This window comes from Pseudoduganella sp. SL102, assembly GCF_027856995.1.
GTDB classification, from domain to species: domain Bacteria; phylum Pseudomonadota; class Gammaproteobacteria; order Burkholderiales; family Burkholderiaceae_D; genus Rugamonas; species Rugamonas albidiflava.
On sequence record NZ_CP115554.1, the window covers coordinates 5,913,984 to 5,936,769 of the forward strand.

Here is a 22,786-nt window from a genome sequence, read left to right on the forward strand (position 1 = left end):
GGCGTTGGGGGTCTGACCCCGGCCTCTGCCGCTGGGTGTGACGCCGGCCTCTGCCGCTACGAAAAGAAATGTCAGACACCGGTGTTTGCCAGTGCCCCAACCATGCATCGGCAAACCGGTGTCAGACACGATTTTTGGATAATCCGTCCAAAAAATGTGCCTGACACCAGGCGCATCCGGCATTAGCCTCAAGCCGGCTTGAAGATCAGCTGCACCGCCGCCCGCAGCTTCGGATACACCGCCGGCACCGTCAGCATCGTGCTCCCCACGGCCATCAGCAACAGCGCCGTGAAGGTCTCGCTGGAAATGATGCCCTTGTCGAGCAGGATATTGGCGAAGATGATCATCACCAGCCCTTTGGTCTGCAGCAGCCAGCCGATCACCGAGGATTCGGTGCGGCTCCAGCCCAGCAGTTTTCCGGCCGCGTGGGCGCCGGCCAGCTTGCCGGCGGTCGACGCCAGCAACAGCACGCCGGCGGCAACGAACACGGCATAGCCGCCCACCGCCCAGTTGGTGCGCAAGCCCGTGCTGAGGAAGTACACCGGCATCAGCGTCAGCAGCAGCACCTGGCGCATCTTGTCCAGCTTTTCCTCGCCGAACCACTCGGCATCCATCACGGCACCGGCCAGGTACGCGCCGACCATGAAGTGCAGGCCCGCCCAGTCGGCCGCGAACGAGCAGAGGCACAGCCAGATCAGCGCCACGAACCAGCGATCGCGCTCGGCCAGCCTTTCCATCAGGCGGCGGAACAGCATCGTCACCGGCACGAACAGCACGATGAAGCCGGCCTGCCGCCCTACCCTTTCCCACTCCAGCAGGATCAGCGCCAGCACGCCCCAGACCAGCAGGTCGTCCAGGCTGGCATAGCGCAGCACGCGCTGGCCCAGCGGCTGGCGCAGGATCTCCAGCTTTTCCATCAGCATGATCAGCACCGGCAGCGCCGTCACGGCGCAGGCCATGCCCACGCCGGTAACGAACTGCCAGCCGGCGGCCTGCGTGCCGGCCCAGCCGTCGAACGCCAGCAGGCAGCCGGCCGCCACGCAGCCCAGCACCAGCGGCGTGCCCAGCGCGAGGCCAGCCGTGATCGAGCTTTCGCGGCGGTGCGCCCACGCCTTCTTCAGGTCCAGCTCGATCCCGGCCAGCATCACGAACAGCATCACGGCCCACCAGGCCAGGCCATTGAGGCAATGGATGACGGCTGGCGTGAACACGAAGCTGTAGTACTCGGGGAAGGCCTTGCCGAGAATGCCTGGGCCCAGCACGATGCCCGTCACCGTCTGCACCACGACCAGCGGCGCCCAGTAATCGGTGTCGCCCAGGCGCCAGACCAGGTATGGAATACCGACGATGGCCGTCATCGCGATCAGGAACAATTCGGTGGTACCCATGTGCATCGTGCTCTCCTTGCCTCGTATCGACTGCGGGTTGCACGCGGTTTGCAATGCCCGGTCGAAAAAAATTGCGGGGGAGACGATACCAGAATGCCAAGCCATTGGATACCGTTGAGAAAACTTTCGCGCAAATGCGCAACAACGCAAAGTCGCGCGCGGCGCGGCGGGTGGCCGGTGTACGATGGACCCGTCTGCCACTTTTCCCGACCGCCATGCTTGCCGAAACCACCGTTGTCGCGCGCCCGCTGCTGCGCCATGTCGTGCTGTTCGCCTTCAAGAACGATGCCCCGGCCGACGCCGTCGACGCCGTGGTGAGCGGCTTCGGCAAGCTGCCCGACACGATTCCCGGCATCGTCGGCTACGAAACGGGCACCAACGTCAGCCCGGAAGGCTTGAACGATGGCTACACGCATTGCTTCGCACTGACCTTCACCAGCGCCGAAGCGCGCGACGATTACCTGAACCACCCCGATCACGTGCGCTTCGTGGAAACGCTCGGCACCTGCCTGGAGCGCTCGCTCGTCATCGACTACTGGGCGCAGCAGCGGCCGGGGCCGGAAGAAGAACAGGCAAGGATACTGGCCAGCGTGTCGTGAGGCTGTCGCGCCACGGATAGATCACCGGCTGCCCTGGCGCGCTACTGCGCCAGGCGGTCCAGCTCGATCGACAGCTGCCGGCAGCCGCCGGCCGCCTTCCCCGCCAGGCGCTCCAATTCCAGTCGACACCGGGACTCGACAAGTATTCCGCTTGCCGCTGGATGAACCGCAGCAGTTCGACATCGCGGCAGGAGCGGAAAGGCGAGCATGGGACCGGGCGCCGGCTGCGACACTTACAGCGTCGCCCCCGAATGCAGCGCCTATAATGAATTGGGCTACAGGACCAACAGGCATCTTCACGCGGGGAGAGCGAGATGGCTGGTTCGCGCATGCCCGGCCCCCTGGGCCGGGATCCGGAGGTGCACGACATCGATGACGGAACGTCGACCCGTGTGCTGTCGCCGCGTCCCGGACCTGTCGGCTCGTCCATGGTCACCATTCGCAGCATCCATGGCATCGGTCCATCCGGCACACCACGCAACACGCCGATTCCCCGCGCGAATTCCGCCGACTCCAGGATTCATGTGCTGCGCGAAGGCAGCCAGGGAACGGCGGTGCAAAAGCTGCAGCGGCAACTCAATGCCCGCTTGACGCCATCGCCGCGACTCGCGGTGGACGGTCAGTTCGGCCCCCGCACACATCAGGCGGTGCTCCAGTACCAGCGCGGCATTTCCATTTCGGCGGACGGCGTCGCCGGGAAGCAGACCTGGTACCACCTGCTGAAGGGTGACAAAGCCGCCCTTCTTCAGGAAGCCGGCACCGCTGGGCAGGTTGCCACCGGTGGATCGCCAATCCGCCCGGACAATCCGGCAGCGGCGGGTGCGAGCAACGTGACGCTCCTGCACATTGGTGCAAGCGATGTGTGGGAGTGGCCATTGCATGACAAGTTCATTCAAGCATTGCGCCGGACCGCGACAAAACTCCCCGGCAACATGCGGCAGGAATTCGACGCGCTGTTGAGTGCCGCCAATCTTGCGCTCATGGCCGGTATCCTGGTGGTGTGGGCCGGGTCGCACGCCTTTGGCGTCGGGCAGGCCGTCGATATCGTGCTGCTGGTCAGTGGCGCCATATTCCTGGGGATGGCCGTGTTCGATGTCGCTAGCGAGCTGGGCGATTTTCTTGTCAAGACCTGTACCGCCGCGGATGAGAGGGAGCTCGACGAGGCTGCCGCTCACCTGGCAGCAGCCATTGCCATCATGGGGGTCGCCGCTTTTATCGCATTGCTCGGCAAGGTTGCGAGAGCGAAAGGTCGCACGGGTGGCACGGCTGGCACGCCGGTCAAACCACCGCCGTCGGCTCCCGCGCAAAAGCCAGCCCGGCCGGCCCCGCCACCGGCACCGCAGCCCAAGGCCGGCGCGGGCGAGACCCGGCTTCCGGAGGAAGCGAAAACCCGTCCGCAGGCGGCAAGGAAGGTTCCACGCGGCCATACGGAGCCAACCGGTCCCCTGGGCGATCAACCCTCGGGCAAGCGCACCCGGATTTCAGCAGACGATGACGCCGCCACCGTACGCTCCCTTGAAGCGGAAAACCGGTCTGCGGACATCCTGGCCAAGGCCGGCTACAAGGTACAACAAAATCCGGTAGTGCCAGGCACCATGAAGCCTGATTACCTGATCGAGGGAAAGCGTTTCGATTGCAAGGCTCCGGAAAGTCCTCGCGCGCGCAACGTCTGGAGCGAGATGCAGAAATCTGTTAAAAGAGGTCAAGCTGATCGTATCGTGCTGAACCTGGAAGACAGCCCCATTCCATTGGAGACGATGAAACAGCAGTTAAGCAGCTATCCTGTCGAAGGACTCAAGGAAGTCATCGTCATCAGGGGTGGCCAGGTCATCCCCTTCTGGCCCTGAGGAACAGCCATGTCACTCCATTACACACTCTCGATTGCCGCACCCGGCCTGTTCGACACCCTGGCGAAACGGCTCCAGGAACTGCCTGGCTACAGACCGGCTGCCGGCGGTATCGCTGCCCCAGGTCTGCAGATCGACATGTCGCCGCCGGACGCGGTCGAAGCCGGCATCATCGAAGAGGCGTTCGGCTTCACGCCAACGGCATCGATTTCGTTCTGGGTGGACAAGGAAGCCGAGCGCGTCGCGATGCGCACGGCCTTGCTGCGAGGATGCATGGCACTGTTGGAGATCACTGCTGGCGACGCGGTACTGTTGTTCAACGGCGAGACCGTCATCCTGCTGCGCCGACAGGACGCGCTCCTGCTCAATCCCCTGGAGAAATTCTGGACCGATGAGGTGCTTGCCGTGCTCCCGGCCGATTACCGGTTCAAGGCCATGCCCGTCATCTGACGTGCGATCCGCTCCAGCGCGCGAGGCAGCCAGCGGACACGCCAGCACGGTAGTCAGTATGCCCACGGCACGGCGTCGTCAATTCCTCGGCACGAACAGGAAATCCCCGGATTCACCACCGGCGAACCTGATCGCGCCATACTCGGGCCGCTGTTCGAACTTCTGCCGCAGCGCGATGTTGACGACCCGCGCGGAAATCTCGCGGTAGATGCGCATGCCTTCCAGCACATCCTGGTTCTGCGACAGGATATCGATGAAGATCGAGGCGAACACCGAAAACTTCCCGCCGCCGCCATCGAGCACGGGCTTCAGCCCACCGCTGGTCAGCGCCGTGCGCGAGCGCGTGGCGGCGATCTGCTTCAGCCACTCGAACCGGGCTTCCTCGGTCAGCCCGGTTTCCAGCTGGCCGACCGAGGAACGCGTCAGCGCGCCTGAATAGCATGAATCGGCTACGACGAGGATGTGCCTGGCCGCCATGGCGTTGAGCATCTCGGTGATGCTGGAGCTGGAAATCCAGTTGGCATTGCTGGACGGCTCCGCATCCACCGGCAGCCAGTTGGCCAGGCCGTTGACACGATCGAGCTCGCCGTGGCCGGCATAGTAGATCAGCAGGTTGTCCTTCTCCGTCAGCCTGGCGCGCAAGTCGTTCATCGCGGTGAGGATCTGGTAGCGCGTGGCGTTCAGCAGGAGCGTGACCTTGAAGCCGTACTTGTCGCGCAGGATGGGCGCCAGCTGTGTCACGTCCGCTTCCGGGGTTTCCAGCGGTTGCAGCTTCGTGTATTTCTGGTTGCCGATGATGAGCGCGTGATAGTTGCCGGTAGCGATGCCCGGCAGCCTTGGCGGTGCGACCGCCGTGGGCGCCGCACTGCGGGCATCCGGTTCCAGGTAGAACTGGAGCTGCGACACCTTGCCCTGCCGGTCCACCGCCAGCAAGGCCACCTTGGTCTTGCCCGTCCCCAGTTCGACCGTGGTCTTGAACATGCCGTTGCCATCGACCTTCTGCGCGAGGTCGTTCGCGGTCAGCGACATCAGGCCGGCCGGGGCGGTCACCCGGCCGACGATCTCTCGCGTCTGCACACCGGAACGCACCTTGACCGTGATGATGTCGCGCGTGATGACGACTTGCGGATCGAGGATCTGGATCGACGGCGGCGCCACCGCGGCCGCCAGCCGGGACTGCGCCGCTTCCAGCTTCGCCGGCTGGGCCGTTTCCAGCCTGGCCACCCTGGCCTTGTACTCGCCGACTTCGCGTTCCAGGCGCTCCACGTTCGCCTTCTGTTGCGCCAGCTCGCCTTCCCGCCCCTTGAGCAGCGCTTCGAGCCGGCCCGCCGCCGCCTTGTCGCCGGCAGCGGCGGCCTGCTGTTTCCGTGCCTGCAGGCGTTCGATTTCCTCGCGCGAGGTACGCCGGTTCTCTTCCAGCAGGCGGCGCGCTTCGTCCAGGGCCTGCCGCGTCTCGTCCAGCGCGGCGGCCTGCGCCTTGTAGCTGCCGACCTCGCCCGCCAGGCGTTCGATCTCGCCCTTCTGCTTCGCCAGTTCCGCCTCGCGTGCCGCCAGCTGCGCAGCGAGGCGCCGTGTGTCTTCCTGGTTTCCCGCCGCGACGGCTTGCCGCTGCTCGGCCCGCAGGCGCTCGATGTCCTGGGCCGACTTCCTGCGCTGTTCGTCCAGCAGGCGGCGCGTCTGGTCCAGTTCCTGCCGGGTCCCGTCGAACGCGGCCAGCCTGGACTTGAAGCCGGCGGCTTCGCCCTCCAGGCGCTCGACCTGTTCCTTCTGCTTCGCCAGTTCGGTTTCGCGTGCGGCGAGCAGCGTTTCAAGCCGCCGTGTTTCTTCCGTGTTGCCGGCCGCGGCGGCCTGCTGCTTCTGCATCAGCAGGCTTTCGATCTGCCGGCTCGACTTCAGCCGGTTGTCATCGAGCAGGCGGCGCGACTTCTCCAGCTCGTCGCGGGTGCGCTCCAGTTCCTTGCGCAAGGCGTCGATCTCCTGCCGCGATGCCGCGGACGTGTCGCCGCCTTCCAGGCTGATCGTGCCGGCAATGCCCGCCGCCTTGCGGTAGAGCTGCAGCGCCGCAACGGGATCCCTGGCCACGCCGAGCCCGCGCTCGTAAAGGAAGCCCAGGTTGGTCAGCGCGCGCGGGTAGCCCCGGTCCGCCGCCAGCCGGTACCACTTCGCGGCGTTCGCGTAGTCCGGCTTGCCGCCAATGCCCTTCTCGTAGATTTCGCCGACATTGGCCTGCGCCGCCTGGTCGCCGCCCTGCGCCAGCGGCAGCCATACCTTGAGCGCGGTGTCGAGACTGGCCCGGTCGTGGGCGGCATACTCGCCGCCGCGAATCGCGCAGTCCGACGCCGACGTCTTCACCGCGCGCCGCGGAGCCAGGTAGGTCATGGCGGTACCGAGCTGGCGCACCTGCGCCGGCAACGCGCAATCGACGATCAGGAATGCATCGCTGTCGCGGCCGGGCGGCGCCGCGGACGCGATGGACTGGGCGGCAAGGGCGGGCGCGCCGGAGACGGCAATCAGCGGGGCAAGAAGAAGAACAAGAATCAGAGGAACAGGAATCGCGGCCGCGATGGATCGGGCAACCCGCTCAGCCGCCCTTCGCAGGACCGCCAGCACTGCACGCGCACCCGGCCACCCTGCGTGGATGGCGCGCGCCCCGGCCAGCGAATCGATCGTGCTCATCTGCCTTTCCTCCCGCGGCCTTTCCGCGACGGCCCCGCGCACCTCTTGACACTTTAGTCCGATATTTCGCAGGCCGGGCGAATTTTCCACGTTATTCCACCTTGATTCCTCCCGGCTTTCTGCTTGTGATGCCTGGATGCGTCAACCGCGCATGGCGCATTGACTTCGCAACGAAAAAGCGAAACGATGATGTGGAGATCACAGGGAGGGCACCTTGATGAACGCTAGCCACAGCACTGCTTTCACGCTCCAGCGGTCCCACCGAACCTTTGCCTGCTGGGCCGCCGGCACACTGTTGATGAGCCATGCCGCCATCGCCTCCGCGCAGTTGCGGGAGCCCGGCCCGCTGCCCGGTTCCTACAACGCCCTGCAGCGCCCGGTTGCCGACGGCGTGTTCCGAACGTGCGCCAATCTGGTCGGCGGCCTCGGCGTCAGACCCGTCGCCACCGGCACCCCCACCGAGCGCCTGGCCAATGCGTGCAGCCTGATGGTCAACACGGCCAGGTTCGCCAACGGCGTGCAGGGCAACGCGTCGTTCGACCTCAAGCTGAGCAACAGCGAACTGCAGACCGCGATCCAGGCCATCGCTCCCGTCCAGGCCAATGCGCAAAAGCAGATCGGTACCGAGACGCTGAAGATGAATGCGATCGGCGCGCGGCTGCTCAACCTGCGCGGCGGGGCACGGGGCATGGTGCTCGGCATGAATGGCCAGGACATCCAGACCGGTGGCGGCGCCGCCGCGGACGATGTGCTGGGCGGCCGCTGGGGCAGCTTCGTCAACGTCGCCTCCAACTGGGGCGACATCGACAAGACCACGCTGCAGGACGCCTACGAGCAGCGCAGCTACAACGTGCTGGCCGGCGCGGATTACCGGATCAGCGAAGCGTTCGTGGCCGGCGTCGCGCTCAGCTACAGCGACACCACGGCCAAGTACGAGCAGGGGCTCGGCCGTGTCGAAGCCCGGACGAGCGGCACGGCCGCCTATGCTACCTACTATGCCGGCAGCTGGTACGTCGATGGACTGGTTGCCTACGGCACCACGGACTTCGATTCCAGGCGCAACATCAATATCGCCTCGCACAACCCGGCGCTGCCGGCCATCGCCGCATCGGCCACGTCCAGGCCGGAAGGCAATCAGTGGTCGGCCTCCATCGGCACCGGCAGGGATTTCCGGTTCGGCACGTTGAACGTCACGCCGAGCGTGCGCCTGAACTACCTCCATGTCGACAACGACGCCTTCGCGGAAAGCGAGCCGGTGGCCGGCCTCGGCCTCGCGGTCGATCGCCGCACGATCGAGTCGCTGCAGTCGGCGCTCGGGGCACGGCTCGGTAGCAACGTCAACACCTCGTGGGGCGTGCTGCTGCCCTATGCCAGCGTGCAGTGGATGCATGAATTCAAGAAGGACGCGCCGTCGCTGGTCTCCAGGTATGTCAACGATCCGAACGGCATTGCCTTCTCGATCCCCACGGCCACGCCGGACAGCAATTTCGGCATCGTATCCTTCGGCACCAGTCTCACGCTGCCGAACAACCTGTCGGCATTCGCGCAGTTCAGCAGCGCGGTGGGCCTGAAGGACGAGAAAAGCTACGCCGTCTCGGCAGGCGTGCGCGTGCAGTTCTGATCACCGCCGATGCGCGGACAACCGCATTCGGGCTCCGGCACGAACAAGCTGCAACGGGCTGGCAGGCACCGTGCCGCCGTGGCCGCCATCGCCGCGATCGCCATGCTGGCGGCTTGCGCGACGCCGGCCGAGCGCTTCGCACGGCGCGCCTCGCAGCTGGGCTTCACGCCGCTCGTCCTGCAAGGCGATGGCTTCGAGCACCGCGCCTTCGCTTCGCCGGCGGGCCAGGCAGCCGACACGCCGCGTGCCTCACTACCTGCCTCGCCGCATGCCTCGCCACCTGCCCCGCTGCACACTTCACTACATGTCTATATCGAACACGACGGCACGCCATGGACCGGCATCGGCCGCATGGCGGACGACCCCACGCCACGCACGCCCTACGCCCTCGAACTGATGGCCAGGGATACCGGCCCGCGCCTCCTGCTCGGCCGCCCTTGCTACTTCCAGGCGCAGGCCTCGCCGCCGTGCGGTCCGCTGGTGTGGACCCACGGCCGCTATTCGCCGCAGGTGGTCGCCAGCATGGTGGCGGCATTGCGCGGCTACCTGGCTGACCATCCGTTCCGGCATGTCGTACTGGTCGGCTACAGCGGCGGCGGCACGCTGGCCTGGCTGATGGCGGCGCAACTGCCAGAGGCCACCACGCTCGTCACGATCGCCGCCAACCTCGATGTGGCCGGCTGGGCGCGCATTCACGGCTACAGTCCGCTGGCCGGCTCGCTCGACCCGGCAGTGTTATCCGCGCTGCCGCCGGCCATCACCGAGCGCCATTACGTTGGCGGGCGCGACGCCAACGTCCCGCCTTCCGTGGCGCACTCGTTCGCGCGCCGCCATCCCCGTGCCAGCGTGATCGAGATCGCCGCGTTCGATCACGTGTGCTGCTGGCTGGAGCGCTGGCCCGAGCTGCTTGCCCCAGCCAGCGCACAATGAAGCAGGGTCGGTGCGCGCATAAAAAAAGGCGCTGTTCGCGTTAATTGGCTTTGCCGTTGATCACGGAACTTTTTTGCATGCCGAGCGCGACAAAGAGACGACGACCCTAGGATGCGCCACGGCAATGCGCAGCCATTGCCGCGGTGTCGTCAGCTCGGCGGTATCGAGGACACGTAGCCAGCCTGTGTAATTGGCCAGATAGCGGCTGGCAACACCATTGAACCGCCGCAGCCAAGTCTTGAAGCGGCCATGCCATCCGTTGACACCCTGGATATGGTGTGCACCGCGCGCCCGGATGCCAGCACGCACGTTGATCGCTTCGTGTGTGATGCTGGCCCGCGTCGCGAATGCCTGGTACGCCTTGGCGGCATCGGTCACGAGCAGCACATCGGGTGCCAGCACAGGCTTCAGGTGTTTCATTAGCTGGCCAGCATTGACCGGGCCGCGGCCGGTGACGAAGTCACAGGTTTGCCGGTTGCGGTCACGGGCAGCGAGGATGCAGTCAAGCTCGCTACTGATGCTGCGCCGGCTGGCCTTGTCGCCGCGCTTTCGGGGCGGGCGGTCCAGGTGTCGCGAGCCCTTCTGTGATTCCAACAGATAAGTTTCGTCGGCTTCGACGATGCCGGACAACTGCGGACGGGGCGCCCGGCGAATGGCGGCGATAAAACGGTGGCGCCATCGAAAGCTGGTCGACTTGGCTACCGCCACGCGGCTGGCCGCCGAACGCACGGGGGTCGACTCGATCAGGCATTGCAAGTATTGCAGCCACTTGTCGCGCAGGCGCAGGTGGGCAAGCGGAGTGCCGGTCAAGGCATTGAAGCTGCGCCGGCACGCCACGCACCGATAGCGCTGCAAGCCACTGGCCTGTCCGCAACGGTGAGACTTCTCGCAGCCGCAATGCGGACATGGCGGCCTTCCGGCAGCTTCCTCGATCAGGCGAAGGCACTGGCCTGGTTGCTCGACGCTGGCCAGAAAGCCCTGCAGCAACGTGACCTGATCTTCCGAAAGCTGTTGCTGCATCAACGCTTCGATCAATACTCCAACCTCCGCCGTGCCCATGTCGCCTCCTGATATACATGAAGTATCTCAACAGGAGGTCAGACCGTGATTCCGGCGGGAAGTTCCCCGAATTACCGCGAACAGCGCCATAAAAAAAGCGGACCCGCAGGTCCGCTTTCGGTCGACGCCAGAACGTCAATGGATTACTTGCGTTCCTTCAGCGGCGGCACGTCGCGCAGCGCGGAGCCGACGAACAGCTGGCGCGGGCGGCCGATCTTCTGTTCCGGATCGGCGATCATTTCGTTCCACTGGGCGATCCAGCCGATGGTACGGGCCATCGCGAAGATACCGGTGAACATCGAGACCGGGATACCCAGTGCCGATTGCACGATGCCCGAGTAGAAGTCGACGTTCGGGTACAGCTTGCGCGACACGAAGTATTCGTCTTCCAGGGCGATCTTTTCCAGTTCCATCGCCAGCTTGAACAGCGGGTCGTCCTGCAGGCCCAGCTCTTCCAGCACTTCGTGGCAGGTTTCGCGCATCAGCTTGGCACGCGGGTCGAAGTTCTTGTACACGCGGTGGCCGAAGCCCATCAGCTTCACGCCCGAGTTCTTGTCCTTGACCTTCTCGATGAAGGCAGGGATGTTCTCGACCGAGCCGATTTCCTTCAGCATGTTCAGTGCCGCTTCGTTGGCGCCGCCGTGTGCCGGGCCCCACAGGCAGGCGATGCCCGCTGCGATACAGGCGAACGGGTTGGCGCCCGAGGAACCGGCCAGGCGCACGGTCGACGTCGACGCGTTCTGCTCGTGGTCGGCGTGCAGGATCAGGATGCGGTCCAGCGCGCGCACCAGCACGTCGTTCACTTCGTACTCTTCGCACGGGTTGCCGAACATCATGCGCATGAAGTTGGCGCTGTACGACAGGTCGTTGCGCGGATACATGAACGGCTGGCCGATCGAGTACTTGTACGCCATGGCGACCAGCGTCGGCATCTTGGCGATCAGGCGGATCGCGGAGATTTCGCGCTGCTTGGCATCGTTGATGTCCAGCGAGTCGTGGTAGAACGACGCCAGCGCGCCGACCGTTCCGACCAGCACCGACATCGGGTGCGCGTCGCGGCGGAAGCCGCGGAAGAAGAACTGCATCTGCTCGTGCACCATCGTGTGCTTCGACACCAGCTTCACGAAGTCGGTCTTCTGCTGTTCGTTCGGCAGTTCGCCGTTGAGCAGCAGGTAGCAGCTTTCCATGAAGTCGGCGTTCACGGCCAGCTGTTCGATCGGGTAGCCGCGGTACTGCAGTTCACCCTTGTCGCCGTCGATGTAGGTGATCGACGAATTGCACGCCGCGGTGGACATGAAGCCCGGATCGTAGGTGAACTTGCCGGTGGCGCCGTACAGCTTGCGGATATCGATGACGTCCGGGCCGACGGTGCCCTTGTAGATCGGGAATTCGACCGGGGCGCTGCCGTCCGAGAACGACAGGGTGGCTTTGTTATCAGAAGTGTTCATGGCTCTTCCTTCCTGGATGAGGTGCGGCTATTGTAAAAAAATCAGGCGCGGCGCAGACGACCAAGCAGTGCATGCACGTGCGGCAGATCGAGCTCACCTTCCGGCTCGCTGCGCGCCAGCACCAGATCCATCAGCGCATTGTCCGACAAATCGAGAAGCCGCGTCAGCGCGTCCACTTCCTCGTCGGTCAATTCCGTTTCGTGCGCATCGAGAAAACGCGTCAGGATGATGTCGTTTTCCAGCAGGCCCCGCCGGGCACGCCAACGCAGGCGGGCACGGTTGGCGGGATCTGCCTGATGCGCACTGTTGTTATCGATACTCATGGCTTCGATCCCATGGTTCAAATGGCCCGGCGGACCATCAGTTCCTTGATCTTGCCGATCGCCCGGTTCGGGTTCAGGCCCTTCGGACAGACGTCCACGCAATTCATGATCGAGTGGCAGCGGAACAGGCGGTACGGGTCTTCCAGGTTGTCCAGGCGCTGGGCGGTGGCTTCGTCGCGCGAGTCGGCGATGAAGCGGTAGGCCTGCAGCAGGCCGGCCGGGCCGACGAACTTGTCCGGGTTCCACCAGAACGACGGGCACGACGTCGAGCAGCACGCGCACAGGATGCATTCGTACAGGCCGTCGAGCTCTTCGCGCTCGGCCGGGGTCTGCAGGCGCTCCTTCTCCGGCGGGATCGAATCGTTGATCAGGAATGGCTTGATCGAGTCGTACTGCTTGAAGAACTGCGTCATGTCGACGATCAGGTCGCGGATCACCGGCAGGCCCGGCAGCGGGCGCAGGATGATCGGTTCGGACAGTTCGTTCAGGTTCGTCGTGCAGGCCAGGCGGTTCTTGCCGTTGACGTTCATCGCGTCCGAGCCGCACACGCCTTCGCGGCACGAGCGGCGCAGGGCCAGCGAATCGTCCACGTCGGACTTGATGCGCTGCAGCGCGTCCAGCAGCATCTTGTCGGTGTCCTTCAGCTCGACCGTCAGGTCCTGCATGTAAGGCTTCTCGTCCTTGTCCGGATCGTAGCGGTAGATCTTGAATTTGAGGGTGCGTGCCATGTTCTTGCTACCTTAGAAAGTGCGTGCTTTGGGCTTGAAGGTTTCCACCGTCAGCGGCTTGGTGACGACCGGCTTGTATTCCAGGCGGCAGCCTTCGGAGAACCACAGCGTGTGCTTCATCCAGTTCTCGTCGTCGCGGTTCGGGAAGTCGCTGTGCGCATGCGCGCCGCGCGATTCCTTGCGGGCCACCGCCGAGGTGATGGTCGCCTTGGCCGTTTCGATCAGGTTGTCCAGTTCCAGCGCTTCCACGCGGGCGGTGTTGAAGACCTTCGACTTGTCCTTGAACGACACGTGCTTGCGGCGCTCGTCGAGCTTCATGATCTCGTCGAAGCCGGCTTTCAGCAGGTCGTCGGTACGGAACACGCCGCAGTACTTTTGCATCGTGGCGCGGATATCGTTGGCCACGCCCTGCACCTTCTCGGAACCGGTCGAGGTTTCCAGGCGGTTCAGGCGGTCCATGGCGAAGTCCGATGCATCCTTCGGCAGGTCCTTGTGTTCCTTCTGCTTCAGGTTCGACGCCACCACATGGTTGCCGGCCGCGCGGCCGAACACCACCAGGTCGAGCAGCGAGTTGGTGCCCAGGCGGTTCGCGCCGTGCACGGACACGCAGGCGCATTCGCCGATCGCGTACAGGCCGTTGACGATCTTCTGGCCGCCATCGGCCGACGGTGCGACGACCTGGCCGTGGATGTTGGTCGGGATGCCGCCCATCTGGTAGTGGATCGTCGGCACGACCGGGATCGGTTCCTTGGTCGCGTCCACGTTGGCGAACTTGTGGCCGATTTCCAGGATCGACGGCAGGCGCTTCTCGATGGTTTCCTTGCCGATGTGGCGCAGGTCGAGCAGCACGTGGTCCTTGTTCGGGCCCACGCCGCGGCCTTCCTTGATTTCCTGGTCCATCGAGCGCGACACGAAGTCGCGCGGCGCCAGGTCCTTCAAGGTCGGCGCATAGCGCTCCATGAAGCGCTCGCCCTGCGAGTTGATCAGGATGCCGCCTTCGCCGCGCACGCCTTCGGTGATCAGGACGCCCGCGCCGGCCACGCCGGTCGGGTGGAACTGCCAGAACTCCATGTCCTGCAGCGGCAGGCCGGCGCGTGCCGCCATGCCCATGCCGTCGCCGGTGTTGATGAACGCGTTGGTCGAGGCGGCGAAGATCCGGCCGGCACCGCCGGTGGCGAAGATCGTCGTCTTCGCCTGCAGGATCATCACGTCGCCGGTTTCCATTTCCAGCGCGACCACGCCGATCACGTCGCCTTCGCTGTCGCGGATCAGGTCCAGCGCCATCCATTCGACGAAGAAGTGGGTGCGGGCACGCACGTTACGCTGGTACAGCGTGTGGAGCAGCGCGTGGCCGGTACGGTCGGCCGCGGCGCAGGCGCGCTGCACGGCCTTCTCGCCGAAGTTGGCGGTATGGCCGCCGAACGGGCGCTGGTAGATCGTGCCGTCGGGATTGCGGTCGAACGGCATGCCGAAGTGTTCGAGCTCGTACACGACCTTCGGCGCCTCGCGGCACATGAATTCGATGGCATCCTGGTCGCCCAGGTAGTCGCCGCCCTTGACGGTGTCGAACATGTGCCAGAACCAGTTGTCTTCGGCCATGTTGCCCAGCGAGGCGCCGATGCCGCCCTGTGCCGCGACGGTGTGCGAGCGGGTCGGGAATACTTTCGACAGCACGGCCACGTTCAGGCCCGCTTCAGCCAGTTGCAGGGAGGCGCGCATGCCGGAACCGCCGGCGCCAACGATCACCGCGTCAAAGCGGCGTACCGGGATGGAAGATTTGATTGCTGCCACGATTTACACACTCCAGAGTATCTGCACCGACCACACGGCGCACGCGATCAGCCACATGGCCGACGCGGTTTGAATGAGGAAGCGGACGCCCACGTTCTTGATGTAGTCCTGGTAGACGGAAACGACGCCGACCCAGGCGTGATAGAACAGGCCGATCAGGGTGGCCAGCGTGAACAGCTTGAACCAGGTCTGCGCGAACAGGCCGGCCCAGCCTTCATACGAGAAGTTGTTCCCGGTGAGGAAAGCGGCCAGCAGCACGACGGTGTACACCACCATCACGATGGCGGTGGCGCGCTGCGCGAGGAATTCGCCGAGGCCGTAATGGGCGCCGACGACGAGGCGCTTCGGTCCGATATTGTTTTTCATCTCAGAACACTCCGAACAGTTTCAGGGCAACCAGGAAGGTCACCGCCAGGCTGATGACCAGCACGGCCACCGACGTCTTGCGGGCCGAATCCTTGTCCAGGCCGACGTGGGTATCCATCACCAGGTGGCGGATGCCGGCGCAGAAGTGGTGCATGTAGCCCCACACCAGGGCCAGGATCACGAGCTTGCTGAACGGGTGCTGGGCGATGCCCTGGAAGTGCGCGAACGAAATCTCGGAGCGGATGGATTCCTGCAGCAGGTACAGGATGAACGGCAGCAGCACGAACAGCAGCATGCCGCTGATACGGTGCAGGATCGACACGATGGCCGACAACGGCATGCGGTACTGGCCCAGTTCACCGATGTGGATGTTGCGGTACTCCCGGCGTGGCTTGCGCCGGGGGTCCTTGATGGCTTCAGACATGGCTTACCTCCCTTGTGTATTGCTTTTTGGTTTAGTGACTGCGTATGAAAGCGATTCAAGGCCGTCGAATGGACGCTCGACAGTGGCTCATCTGTGGCTATTTGCTGCTTTTGCTCACTTATTGCGCACTTTATGCTGCAACGTGATGAAACCATCATGCTGCGCCGCGATTCTCGCCCATTTCCCCACAACGACCAATATCTATTCTTACATATAACCAAATTTATGTTGCACCGCTCCATTCGTTTCCGCTAGCCAATCCGCTTGCCGGTCCCTGGACGCTGATTCCCGGTACAAACCCGGTTCACTGCGCCTGGTCCGGCCGTTCAGTTCAAGTCGTTCTGGTAGTGGTGGCGGCTGGTCAGGTACAGCCCGCGGCGCAGCTCCACCGGCTTGTCGCCATACGTGAACGACACGCGCTCCGCCGACAGCAGCGGCGTGCCGTCCGTCACATGGAGCAGCGCGGCATCTTCCGCGCTGGCCAGCACGGCGCGCACCTTTTCCTCGGCGCGGATCATGCGCGTGCCGAACTCGGATTCGAACAGGCCGTACATCGGCCCCTTGTATTCGGACAGGCGCTCGGCCGTCAGGCCCTTGAACAGCAAGCCGGGCAGCCACAGTTCCTCGACGATGGTGGGCACGCCATCGAACGATTGCATCCGCTTGATGTACACGGTGGCGTCGCCGGACTTCATGTCCAGCAGGCGCGCCACGTCCGCCGGCGCGCGCAGGCGCTTCACTTCCAGGAAGCGGCTCTCGGGATAATGGGGCTGCCCTTCGTCCGGACGCAGGCGCAGGAAACGGATGTGGGCGCGCGCTTCGTGGTGGGTGGACACGAACGTGCCCTTGCCCTGCCGGCGCATCACCAGGTTGTCGGCCGCCAGCTCGTCGATCGCCTTGCGCACGGTGCCCTGGCTGACCTTGTAGCGGTTCGCCAGTTCCACTTCGCTGGGGATCATTTCACCCGGCTTCCATTCGCCGGACTGCAGGCTCTGCGTGATCAGCGCCTTGATCTGCTGGTACAGCGGCGAGAAGGTGGGAGCCGGTGCCGCCCCGCCTGGCGCGGATGCGGCGGGGCCGGAATGCACGGAAGTAGCGGAAGTAGCGGAAGTAGCGGGGGTCGCGCCCGCGCCTGGCGCAGCCGGCGCGTTCGCACTGCTGCCTGGGCTGGGCTGGTTGGGCGTGACGGGATTCATAGACCGCGATTTCACCACAAAAGGCACTGTCCGTCCAGTAATAACCGACTAAGTTATATGTCTTATATAAGACATAAGATATCATTGACAGATATCAGCATGCAGCCTACACTCGCCGTCGATGTTAGTCCTGGCAAGGCGCCGATGGCGCACAGCACAGGATGGCACCGGAGGACTGGAAATACCCCCGCAAGGCTGAGCCTTCGCGCGGGGCGAATTTGGTATCATTGCAGTTTTACCAGTGGCCGCCGCTCTGGCACGCGGCACTGGTACAGGTCCTGCACTCCAGGTCCGTCAAGCTTCTTTATTCCACAATGGAGATTCATCATGGCTAAAACCCCACTGCGTGTTGCCGTTACCGGCGCCGCCGGCCAGATCGGCTATTCCCTGCTGTTCCGCATCGCTAACGGCGACATGCTGGGCAAGGACCAGCCGGTCATCCTGCAACTGCTCGAGATCGACAACGAAAAGGCACAGAAGGCGCTGAAGGGCGTCATGATGGAAATCGACGACTGCGCATTCCCGCTGCTGGCCGGCATGACCGCCCACTCCGATCCGATGACCGCCTTCAAGGATGCCGACGTGGCCCTGCTGGTCGGCGCGCGTCCGCGCGGCCCGGGCATGGAACGCAAGGACCTGCTGGAAGCCAACGCGCAGATCTTTACTGTGCAGGGCAAGGCGCTGGACGCCGTGGCTTCGCGCGACGTGAAAGTGCTGGTGGTCGGCAACCCGGCCAACACCAATGCCTACATCGCGATGAAATCGGCACCGAACCTGCCGGCCAAGAACTTCACCGCCATGCTGCGCCTGGACCACAACCGCGCCCTGTCGCAAGTGGCACAGAAGACCGGCAAGCAGGTCAAGGATATCGAGAAGCTGACCGTGTGGGGCAACCACTCGCCGACGATGTACGCCGACTACCGCTTCGCCACCGTCGACGGCCAGTCCGTCAAGGACCTGATCAACGACCAGGAATGGAACGCCAACACTTTCCTGCCGACCGTGGGCAAGCGCGGCGCGGCCATCATCGAAGCGCGCGGTCTGTCGTCGGCGGCTTCGGCGGCCAACGCGGCCATCGACCACGTGCGTGACTGGGTGCTGGGCAGCAACGGCAAGTGGACCACGATGGGCGTGCCATCCGACGGTTCCTACGGCATCCCCGAAGGCATCGTGTTCGGCTTCCCGGTCACCACCGAGAACGGCGAATACAAGATCGTGCAGGGCCTGGAAATCGACGAATTCTCCCAGGAACGCATCAACCTCACGCTGAAGGAACTGACCGAAGAGCGTGAAGGCGTGAAGCACCTGCTGTAATCATCCCCCGTGGAACCGGTCGTCAAGACACCGCTCCACACAGGTCGCCGCGCCGCCGAATCCGGCCGCGCGGCGGTCTTCTCAACCGGAACATCCACGATGCATCCATCCGAGGTCTTATTCCAGGGCGAACGCCAGCCGCTGCTCCTGCCAGCTTGCGATCATTACGCCGGCTCCGAGAAGCTGATGCGTAAATCGATGGCCCTGCAACAAGAGCTTGGCCCCGTGTTCGACATCACGTTCGACTGCGAGGACGGCGCGGCCGCCGGCAACGAGGAAGCGCATGCGCACCTCGTGGCCGAACTGGTCAATTCCGCCGACAACAAATTCAACCGCATCGGCGTGCGCGTGCACGACGTTTCGAGCCCGCACTTCGCCCGCGATGTCGAGATCATCGCCGGCGCCGCCGCCACCCGCCTTGCCTACCTGGTGCTGCCCAAGCCGGACAGCGTGCAGGATGTCATGAAGGCCATCGACGTCATCAACCAATACGCCAAGGCCGGCCGCGCGCATTTGTCCCGTGATTTACCTGTGCACGTGCTGATCGAAACGCACGGCGCGCTGCGCGGCGTGTTCGCCATCGCAGCCCTGCCCCAGGTCGAATGCCTGTCGTTCGGCATCATGGATTTCGTCTCCAGCCACTATGGCGCGATCCCCGCCAACGCCATGCGCACGCCGAACCAGTTCGTGCACCCGCTGGTGGTGCGCGCCAAGCTGGAAATCGCCGCGGCCTGCCATGCGCACGGCAAGGTCCCGTCGCACAACGTCACCACCGACATCAAGGATTCGGCCGTGGTGGCCAACGACGCCCAGCGCGCGCTGGCCGAATTTGGCTACACGCGCATGTGGAGCATCCACCCCAGCCAGATCAAGCCGGTCGTCAAGGCCTTCGCGCCGCGGCTGTCGGAAGTGAACGAAGCGGCGGCGATCCTGCAGGAAGCGGCCAAGGCGCACTGGGGCCCGATCAGCCAGCATGGCCGCTTGCACGACCGCGCGAGCTATCGCTACTATTGGACGATCCTGCAGCGGGCCAGGCTGGCCGGGCTGAACCTGCCGGAAGCGGCCGCGCAATTGTTGCAGCCGCTGCCGGTGCCTGTGCCCGAAACGCCGCAGGCACCGCAATCCAACGCAACGGAAAACACCTAATGTCCATCCTCAAACTCATCGCGGCCTGCGCTGCCGCGTGCGCACTGGCCTGCGCCCCGGTGGCCCACGCCGCCGTCGAGACCGCAAAGCCGAAAGCGGAGGCGAAGAAGAAGCCGGCCGCGAAACAGTCCAGGGCGAAATCGGCCGCCAAGTCGAAAACCAAGCCGGCGCCAGTGGCACCGGCGGTACCCGATCCCGAAGCCGACGAACCGACCGAACTGGGCTCCACCGTGGTCGACTACGACTGCGAACTGGGCAACAAGATCACGATCTACCAGAACGCCGGCGACGAAAGCCATGTCGCGCTGCGCTGGAAACAGCGGCTGCACCGCCTGACGCGCGTGGCCACGACCACCGGCGCGCAGCGCTTCGAGAACAAGTTCCACGGCCTGATCTGGATCGGCATTCCCGCCAAGGGCATGCTGCTCGATTCGAAGAAGAACCGCCAGCTGGCCAACGAATGCCGCAACGCCGAACAATTGAAACCGGCGGAAGCGCCGGCCGTCATCGAAGCGGCAGCACCGGCCACGTCGGCGGCACCATCGGCCTCGGCCACGCCAGCGGCGGCGCCGGCCGCACCGCAAGCACACATGTAGCCGCGGCGCCGTCATGACGCCGTAGCAATGGGGCTCTATACGTCGTCGCAACCGTCGTCGCAACCATACGCAGTACCCTCGCGCAGTACCCTCGATCAATAAATGACACCCACCTGAAGGAGAGGTTATGTCTAGCAACACTTTTAACACGCTCAAGGATTTCCCGATTTCCGGCAAAACCAAGGGCAAGCTGTACTCCCTGCCCGCGCTGGAAAAGGCCCTGGGCGCCAAGATCTCCCGTCTGCCGGTGTCGATCCGCGTGGTGCTCGAATCCGTGCTGCGTAACTGCGACGGCAAGAAGGTCACCGAGGAACACGTGAAGCAGCTGGCCAACTGGGGCGCCACCGCCGAGCGCACGGACGAGATCCCGTTCGTCGTCGCCCGCGTGGTGCTGCAGGACTTCACCGGCGTGCCGCTGCTGGCCGACCTGGCCGCGATGCGCAACGTCGCCTACAAGCAGGGCGCCAACCCGAAGAAGATCGAGCCGCTGGTGCCGGTCGACCTGGTGGTCGACCACTCGGTTACGATCGACCACTTCCGCGAGCCGGGCGCGCTGGACCTGAACATGAAGCTGGAATTCTCGCGCAACAACGAGCGCTACCAGTTCATGAAGTGGGGCATGCAGGCCTTCGACACGTTCGGCGTGGTGCCGCCGGGCTTCGGCATCGTCCACCAGGTCAACCTGGAATACCTGGCGCGCGGCGTGCACAACAACAACGGCGTGTACTACCCGGATTCGCTGGTGGGTACCGACTCGCACACCACGATGATCAACGGTATCGGCGTGGTGGGCTGGGGCGTGGGCGGCATCGAGGCGGAAGCCGGCATGCTGGGCCAGCCGGTGTACTTCCTGACGCCGGACGTGATCGGCGTGAACCTGACCGGCCGCCTGCGCGAAGGCTGCACCGCGACCGACCTGGTGCTGACCATCACCGAACTGCTGCGTAAAGAAAAGGTCGTCGGCAAGTTCGTCGAATTCTTCGGCGAAGGCACCGAATCGCTGTCCGTGACGGACCGCGCCACCATCGGCAACATGGCCCCGGAATACGGCGCCACGATGGGCTTCTTCCCGGTCGACGACAAGACCATCGAATACTTCGAAGGCACCGGCCGCACGCCGGAAGAAATCGCCGCGTTCCAGGCCTACTTCAAGGCGCAGGGCATGTACGGCGTGGCCAAGGCCGGCGAGCTCGACTTCACCCGCGAAGTGAACCTGGACCTGTCGACGGTGACCCCGTCGCTGGCCGGCCCGAAGCGCCCGCAGGACCGTATCGAGATCGGCAACGTGAAGTCGACCTTCACCGACCTGTTCTCCAAGCCGACCACGCAGAACGGTTTCAACAAGAACCCGGCCGACCTGACCAACGCCTACCAGACCACCAACGGCGTGCAGGTGAAGAATGGCGACATCCTGATCGCCGCGATCACCTCGTGCACCAACACCAGCAACCCGAGCGTGCTGCTGGCCGCCGGCCTGCTGGCGAAGAAGGCCGTGGAAGCCGGCCTGACCGTGGCACCGCACATCAAGTCGTCGCTGGCTCCTGGCTCGCGCGTCGTCACCGAGTACCTGGAAGCGGCCGGCCTGCTGCCGTACCTGGACAAGCTGGGCTTCGGCGTGACCGCCTACGGCTGCACCACCTGCATCGGCAACGCGGGCGACCTGACCCCGGAACTGAACGCGGCGATCACCAGCAACGACATCGTGGCCGCGGCCGTGCTGTCCGGTAACCGCAACTTCGAAGCGCGTATCCACCCGAACATCCGCGCCAACTTCCTGGCCTCGCCACCGCTGGTCGTCGCCTACGCGATCGCCGGCAACGTGACGCGCGACCTGATGACCGAACCGGTCGGCAAGGGCACCGGCGGCCGCGACGTGTACCTGGGCGACATCTGGCCGACCTCGGCCGAGATCGAGGCACTGATGAAGTTCGCGATGAACTCGGAAGTGTTCAAGGCCAACTACGCCCAGGTGAAGAGCAATCCGGGCAAGCTGTGGGAAGCCGTGTCGTCCGTCGAAGGCCAGGTCTACAACTGGCCGGAGTCGACCTACATCGCCGAGCCGCCATTCTTCGAGAACTTCGAGATGACGCCACCGGTTTCCGAGAACGCCAACATCACCGGCGCGCGCGCGCTGGGCGTGTTCGGCGACTCGATCACCACCGACCACATCTCCCCGGCCGGTTCGATCAAGGAAGACGGCCCGGCCGGCAAGTGGCTGAAGGAAAACGGCGTGATGAAGGCCGACTTCAACTCCTACGGCTCGCGCCGCGGCAACCATGAAATCATGATGCGCGGCACCTTCGCCAACGTGCGGATCAAGAACAAGATGATCCCGCCGAAGGCCGACGGTTCCGCGGTCGAAGGCGGCATCACGCTGCACCAGCCGAGCGGCGAACAGCTGTCGATCTACGACGCGGCCATGAAGTACGTGGCCGAAGGCACCCCGACCATGATCTTCGGCGGCGAAGAATACGGCACCGGCTCGTCGCGCGACTGGGCCGCGAAAGGCACGCAGCTGCTGGGCGTGAAGGCCGTGATCACCCGTTCCTTCGAGCGTATCCACCGCTCGAACCTGGTGGGCATGGGCGTGCTGCCGCTGCAGTTCATCGGCAACGACAGTGTGGAATCGCTGGGCATCACCGGCAAGGAAACCTACGACCTGCTCGGCCTGGAAGGCGAGATCAAGCCGCAGCAACTGGCCACCCTGGTGATCAACCGCGAAGACGGCTCGAAGCAGGAAGCCACCGTGCTGCTGCGCATCGATACGCCGATCGAAGTCGACTACTACAAGCATGGCGGCATCCTGCCGTTCGTGCTGCGCCAGCTGCTGGCCGCGTAAGCTGCCGCTGCTCCGCCAGAAACGCCGGGTTCTCCCGGCGTTTTT

19 protein-coding genes are annotated in these 22,786 nt (G+C 64.5%); 9 read left to right on the plus strand and 10 right to left on the minus strand.

Annotation, left to right across the window (positions count from 1 at the left end):
• Positions 1-188 precede the first annotated feature (188 nt).
• A complete protein-coding gene (locus tag OU994_RS24965) occupies positions 189-1,394 on the minus strand; it encodes a cation:proton antiporter (protein WP_281608124.1) in 1,206 nt (401 codons plus the stop codon).
• 128 nt (positions 1,395-1,522) lie between these two features.
• Here OU994_RS24965 and OU994_RS24970 point away from each other — a divergent pair, with 128 nt between their 5' ends.
• The 3 genes from OU994_RS24970 to OU994_RS24980 all read left to right on the plus strand — a co-directional run bounded on the left by OU994_RS24970 (position 1,523) and on the right by OU994_RS24980 (position 4,284).
• Positions 1,523-1,987: a Dabb family protein gene (locus OU994_RS24970; protein ID WP_281608125.1), complete on the plus strand. Its 465-nt coding sequence runs from the start codon at positions 1,523-1,525 to the stop codon at positions 1,985-1,987.
• Between the two features lie 314 nt (positions 1,988-2,301).
• Entirely contained in the window at positions 2,302-3,834 is a 1,533-nt protein-coding gene (locus OU994_RS24975; RefSeq protein ID WP_281608126.1) for a peptidoglycan-binding protein, read from the plus strand.
• A gap of 9 nt (positions 3,835-3,843) precedes the next feature.
• Positions 3,844-4,284 (plus strand): SitI3 family protein, encoded by a 441-nt coding sequence (locus tag OU994_RS24980; protein WP_281608127.1) that lies wholly within the window; start codon positions 3,844-3,846, stop codon positions 4,282-4,284.
• A 78-nt stretch (positions 4,285-4,362) separates the two neighbouring features.
• Here the strand turns inward: OU994_RS24980 and OU994_RS24985 are convergent, their stop codons facing one another.
• Positions 4,363-6,960: a caspase family protein gene (locus OU994_RS24985; RefSeq protein ID WP_281608128.1), complete on the minus strand. Its 2,598-nt coding sequence runs from the start codon at positions 6,958-6,960 to the stop codon at positions 4,363-4,365.
• Positions 6,961-7,258: 298 nt separating this feature from the next.
• Between OU994_RS24985 and OU994_RS24990 the strand changes: the two genes are divergently transcribed.
• Positions 7,259-8,581, plus strand: coding sequence for an autotransporter outer membrane beta-barrel domain-containing protein (locus OU994_RS24990; RefSeq protein WP_281608129.1), 1,323 nt, complete (start codon positions 7,259-7,261; stop codon positions 8,579-8,581).
• A 9-nt stretch (positions 8,582-8,590) separates the two neighbouring features.
• Positions 8,591-9,511 (plus strand): alpha/beta fold hydrolase, encoded by a 921-nt coding sequence (locus OU994_RS24995; RefSeq protein WP_281608130.1) that lies wholly within the window; start codon positions 8,591-8,593, stop codon positions 9,509-9,511.
• Positions 9,512-9,571: 60 nt separating this feature from the next.
• On the opposite strand, the gene OU994_RS25000 is transcribed toward OU994_RS24995, so the two are convergent.
• From OU994_RS25000 to OU994_RS25035, 8 genes are all read right to left on the minus strand, one after another.
• Positions 9,572-10,570, minus strand: coding sequence for an IS1595 family transposase (locus tag OU994_RS25000; RefSeq protein WP_281608131.1), 999 nt, complete (start codon positions 10,568-10,570; stop codon positions 9,572-9,574).
• A gap of 143 nt (positions 10,571-10,713) precedes the next feature.
• Positions 10,714-12,018 (minus strand): citrate synthase, encoded by a 1,305-nt coding sequence (gene gltA, locus OU994_RS25005; RefSeq protein WP_131144577.1) that lies wholly within the window; start codon positions 12,016-12,018, stop codon positions 10,714-10,716.
• Between the two features lie 41 nt (positions 12,019-12,059).
• Entirely contained in the window at positions 12,060-12,341 is a 282-nt protein-coding gene (locus tag OU994_RS25010; RefSeq protein WP_131144576.1) for a succinate dehydrogenase assembly factor 2, read from the minus strand.
• Positions 12,342-12,358: 17 nt separating this feature from the next.
• A complete protein-coding gene (locus OU994_RS25015) occupies positions 12,359-13,069 on the minus strand; it encodes a succinate dehydrogenase iron-sulfur subunit (RefSeq protein WP_131144575.1) in 711 nt (236 codons plus the stop codon).
• A 12-nt stretch (positions 13,070-13,081) separates the two neighbouring features.
• Positions 13,082-14,860 carry a succinate dehydrogenase flavoprotein subunit gene (gene sdhA, locus OU994_RS25020; RefSeq protein WP_281608132.1) on the minus strand — a complete coding sequence of 593 codons (1,779 nt, stop codon included), beginning with the start codon at positions 14,858-14,860 and terminating at the stop codon, positions 13,082-13,084.
• Between the two features lie 3 nt (positions 14,861-14,863).
• Positions 14,864-15,226, minus strand: a complete 363-nt coding sequence (gene sdhD, locus OU994_RS25025) for a succinate dehydrogenase, hydrophobic membrane anchor protein (RefSeq protein ID WP_130184892.1) — start codon at positions 15,224-15,226, stop codon at positions 14,864-14,866.
• A 1-nt stretch (position 15,227) separates the two neighbouring features.
• Positions 15,228-15,650: a succinate dehydrogenase, cytochrome b556 subunit gene (sdhC, locus tag OU994_RS25030; RefSeq protein WP_281608133.1), complete on the minus strand. Its 423-nt coding sequence runs from the start codon at positions 15,648-15,650 to the stop codon at positions 15,228-15,230.
• Between the two features lie 326 nt (positions 15,651-15,976).
• On the minus strand, positions 15,977-16,846 hold the full coding sequence (locus OU994_RS25035) for a GntR family transcriptional regulator (protein ID WP_281608134.1): 870 nt from the start codon (positions 16,844-16,846) through the stop codon (positions 15,977-15,979).
• Between the two features lie 327 nt (positions 16,847-17,173).
• On the opposite strand from OU994_RS25035, the gene OU994_RS25040 reads away from it, so the two are divergent.
• From OU994_RS25040 to acnA, 4 genes are all read left to right on the plus strand, one after another.
• Positions 17,174-18,160: a malate dehydrogenase gene (locus OU994_RS25040; protein ID WP_131144571.1), complete on the plus strand. Its 987-nt coding sequence runs from the start codon at positions 17,174-17,176 to the stop codon at positions 18,158-18,160.
• 99 nt (positions 18,161-18,259) lie between these two features.
• The gene (locus OU994_RS25045) at positions 18,260-19,306 is read left to right on the plus strand and encodes a CoA ester lyase (RefSeq protein WP_281608135.1); all 1,047 of its coding nucleotides are present in this window, start codon (positions 18,260-18,262) and stop codon (positions 19,304-19,306) included.
• A complete protein-coding gene (locus OU994_RS25050; RefSeq protein ID WP_281608136.1) occupies positions 19,306-19,902 on the plus strand; it encodes a hypothetical protein in 597 nt (198 codons plus the stop codon). The genes OU994_RS25045 and OU994_RS25050 overlap by 1 nt, the downstream gene beginning before the upstream one ends.
• 127 nt (positions 19,903-20,029) lie before the next feature.
• Complete coding sequence (gene acnA / locus OU994_RS25055) at positions 20,030-22,741, plus strand: aconitate hydratase AcnA (protein WP_281608137.1); 2,712 nt, start codon at positions 20,030-20,032, stop codon at positions 22,739-22,741.
• Positions 22,742-22,786: the final 45 nt, after the last annotated feature.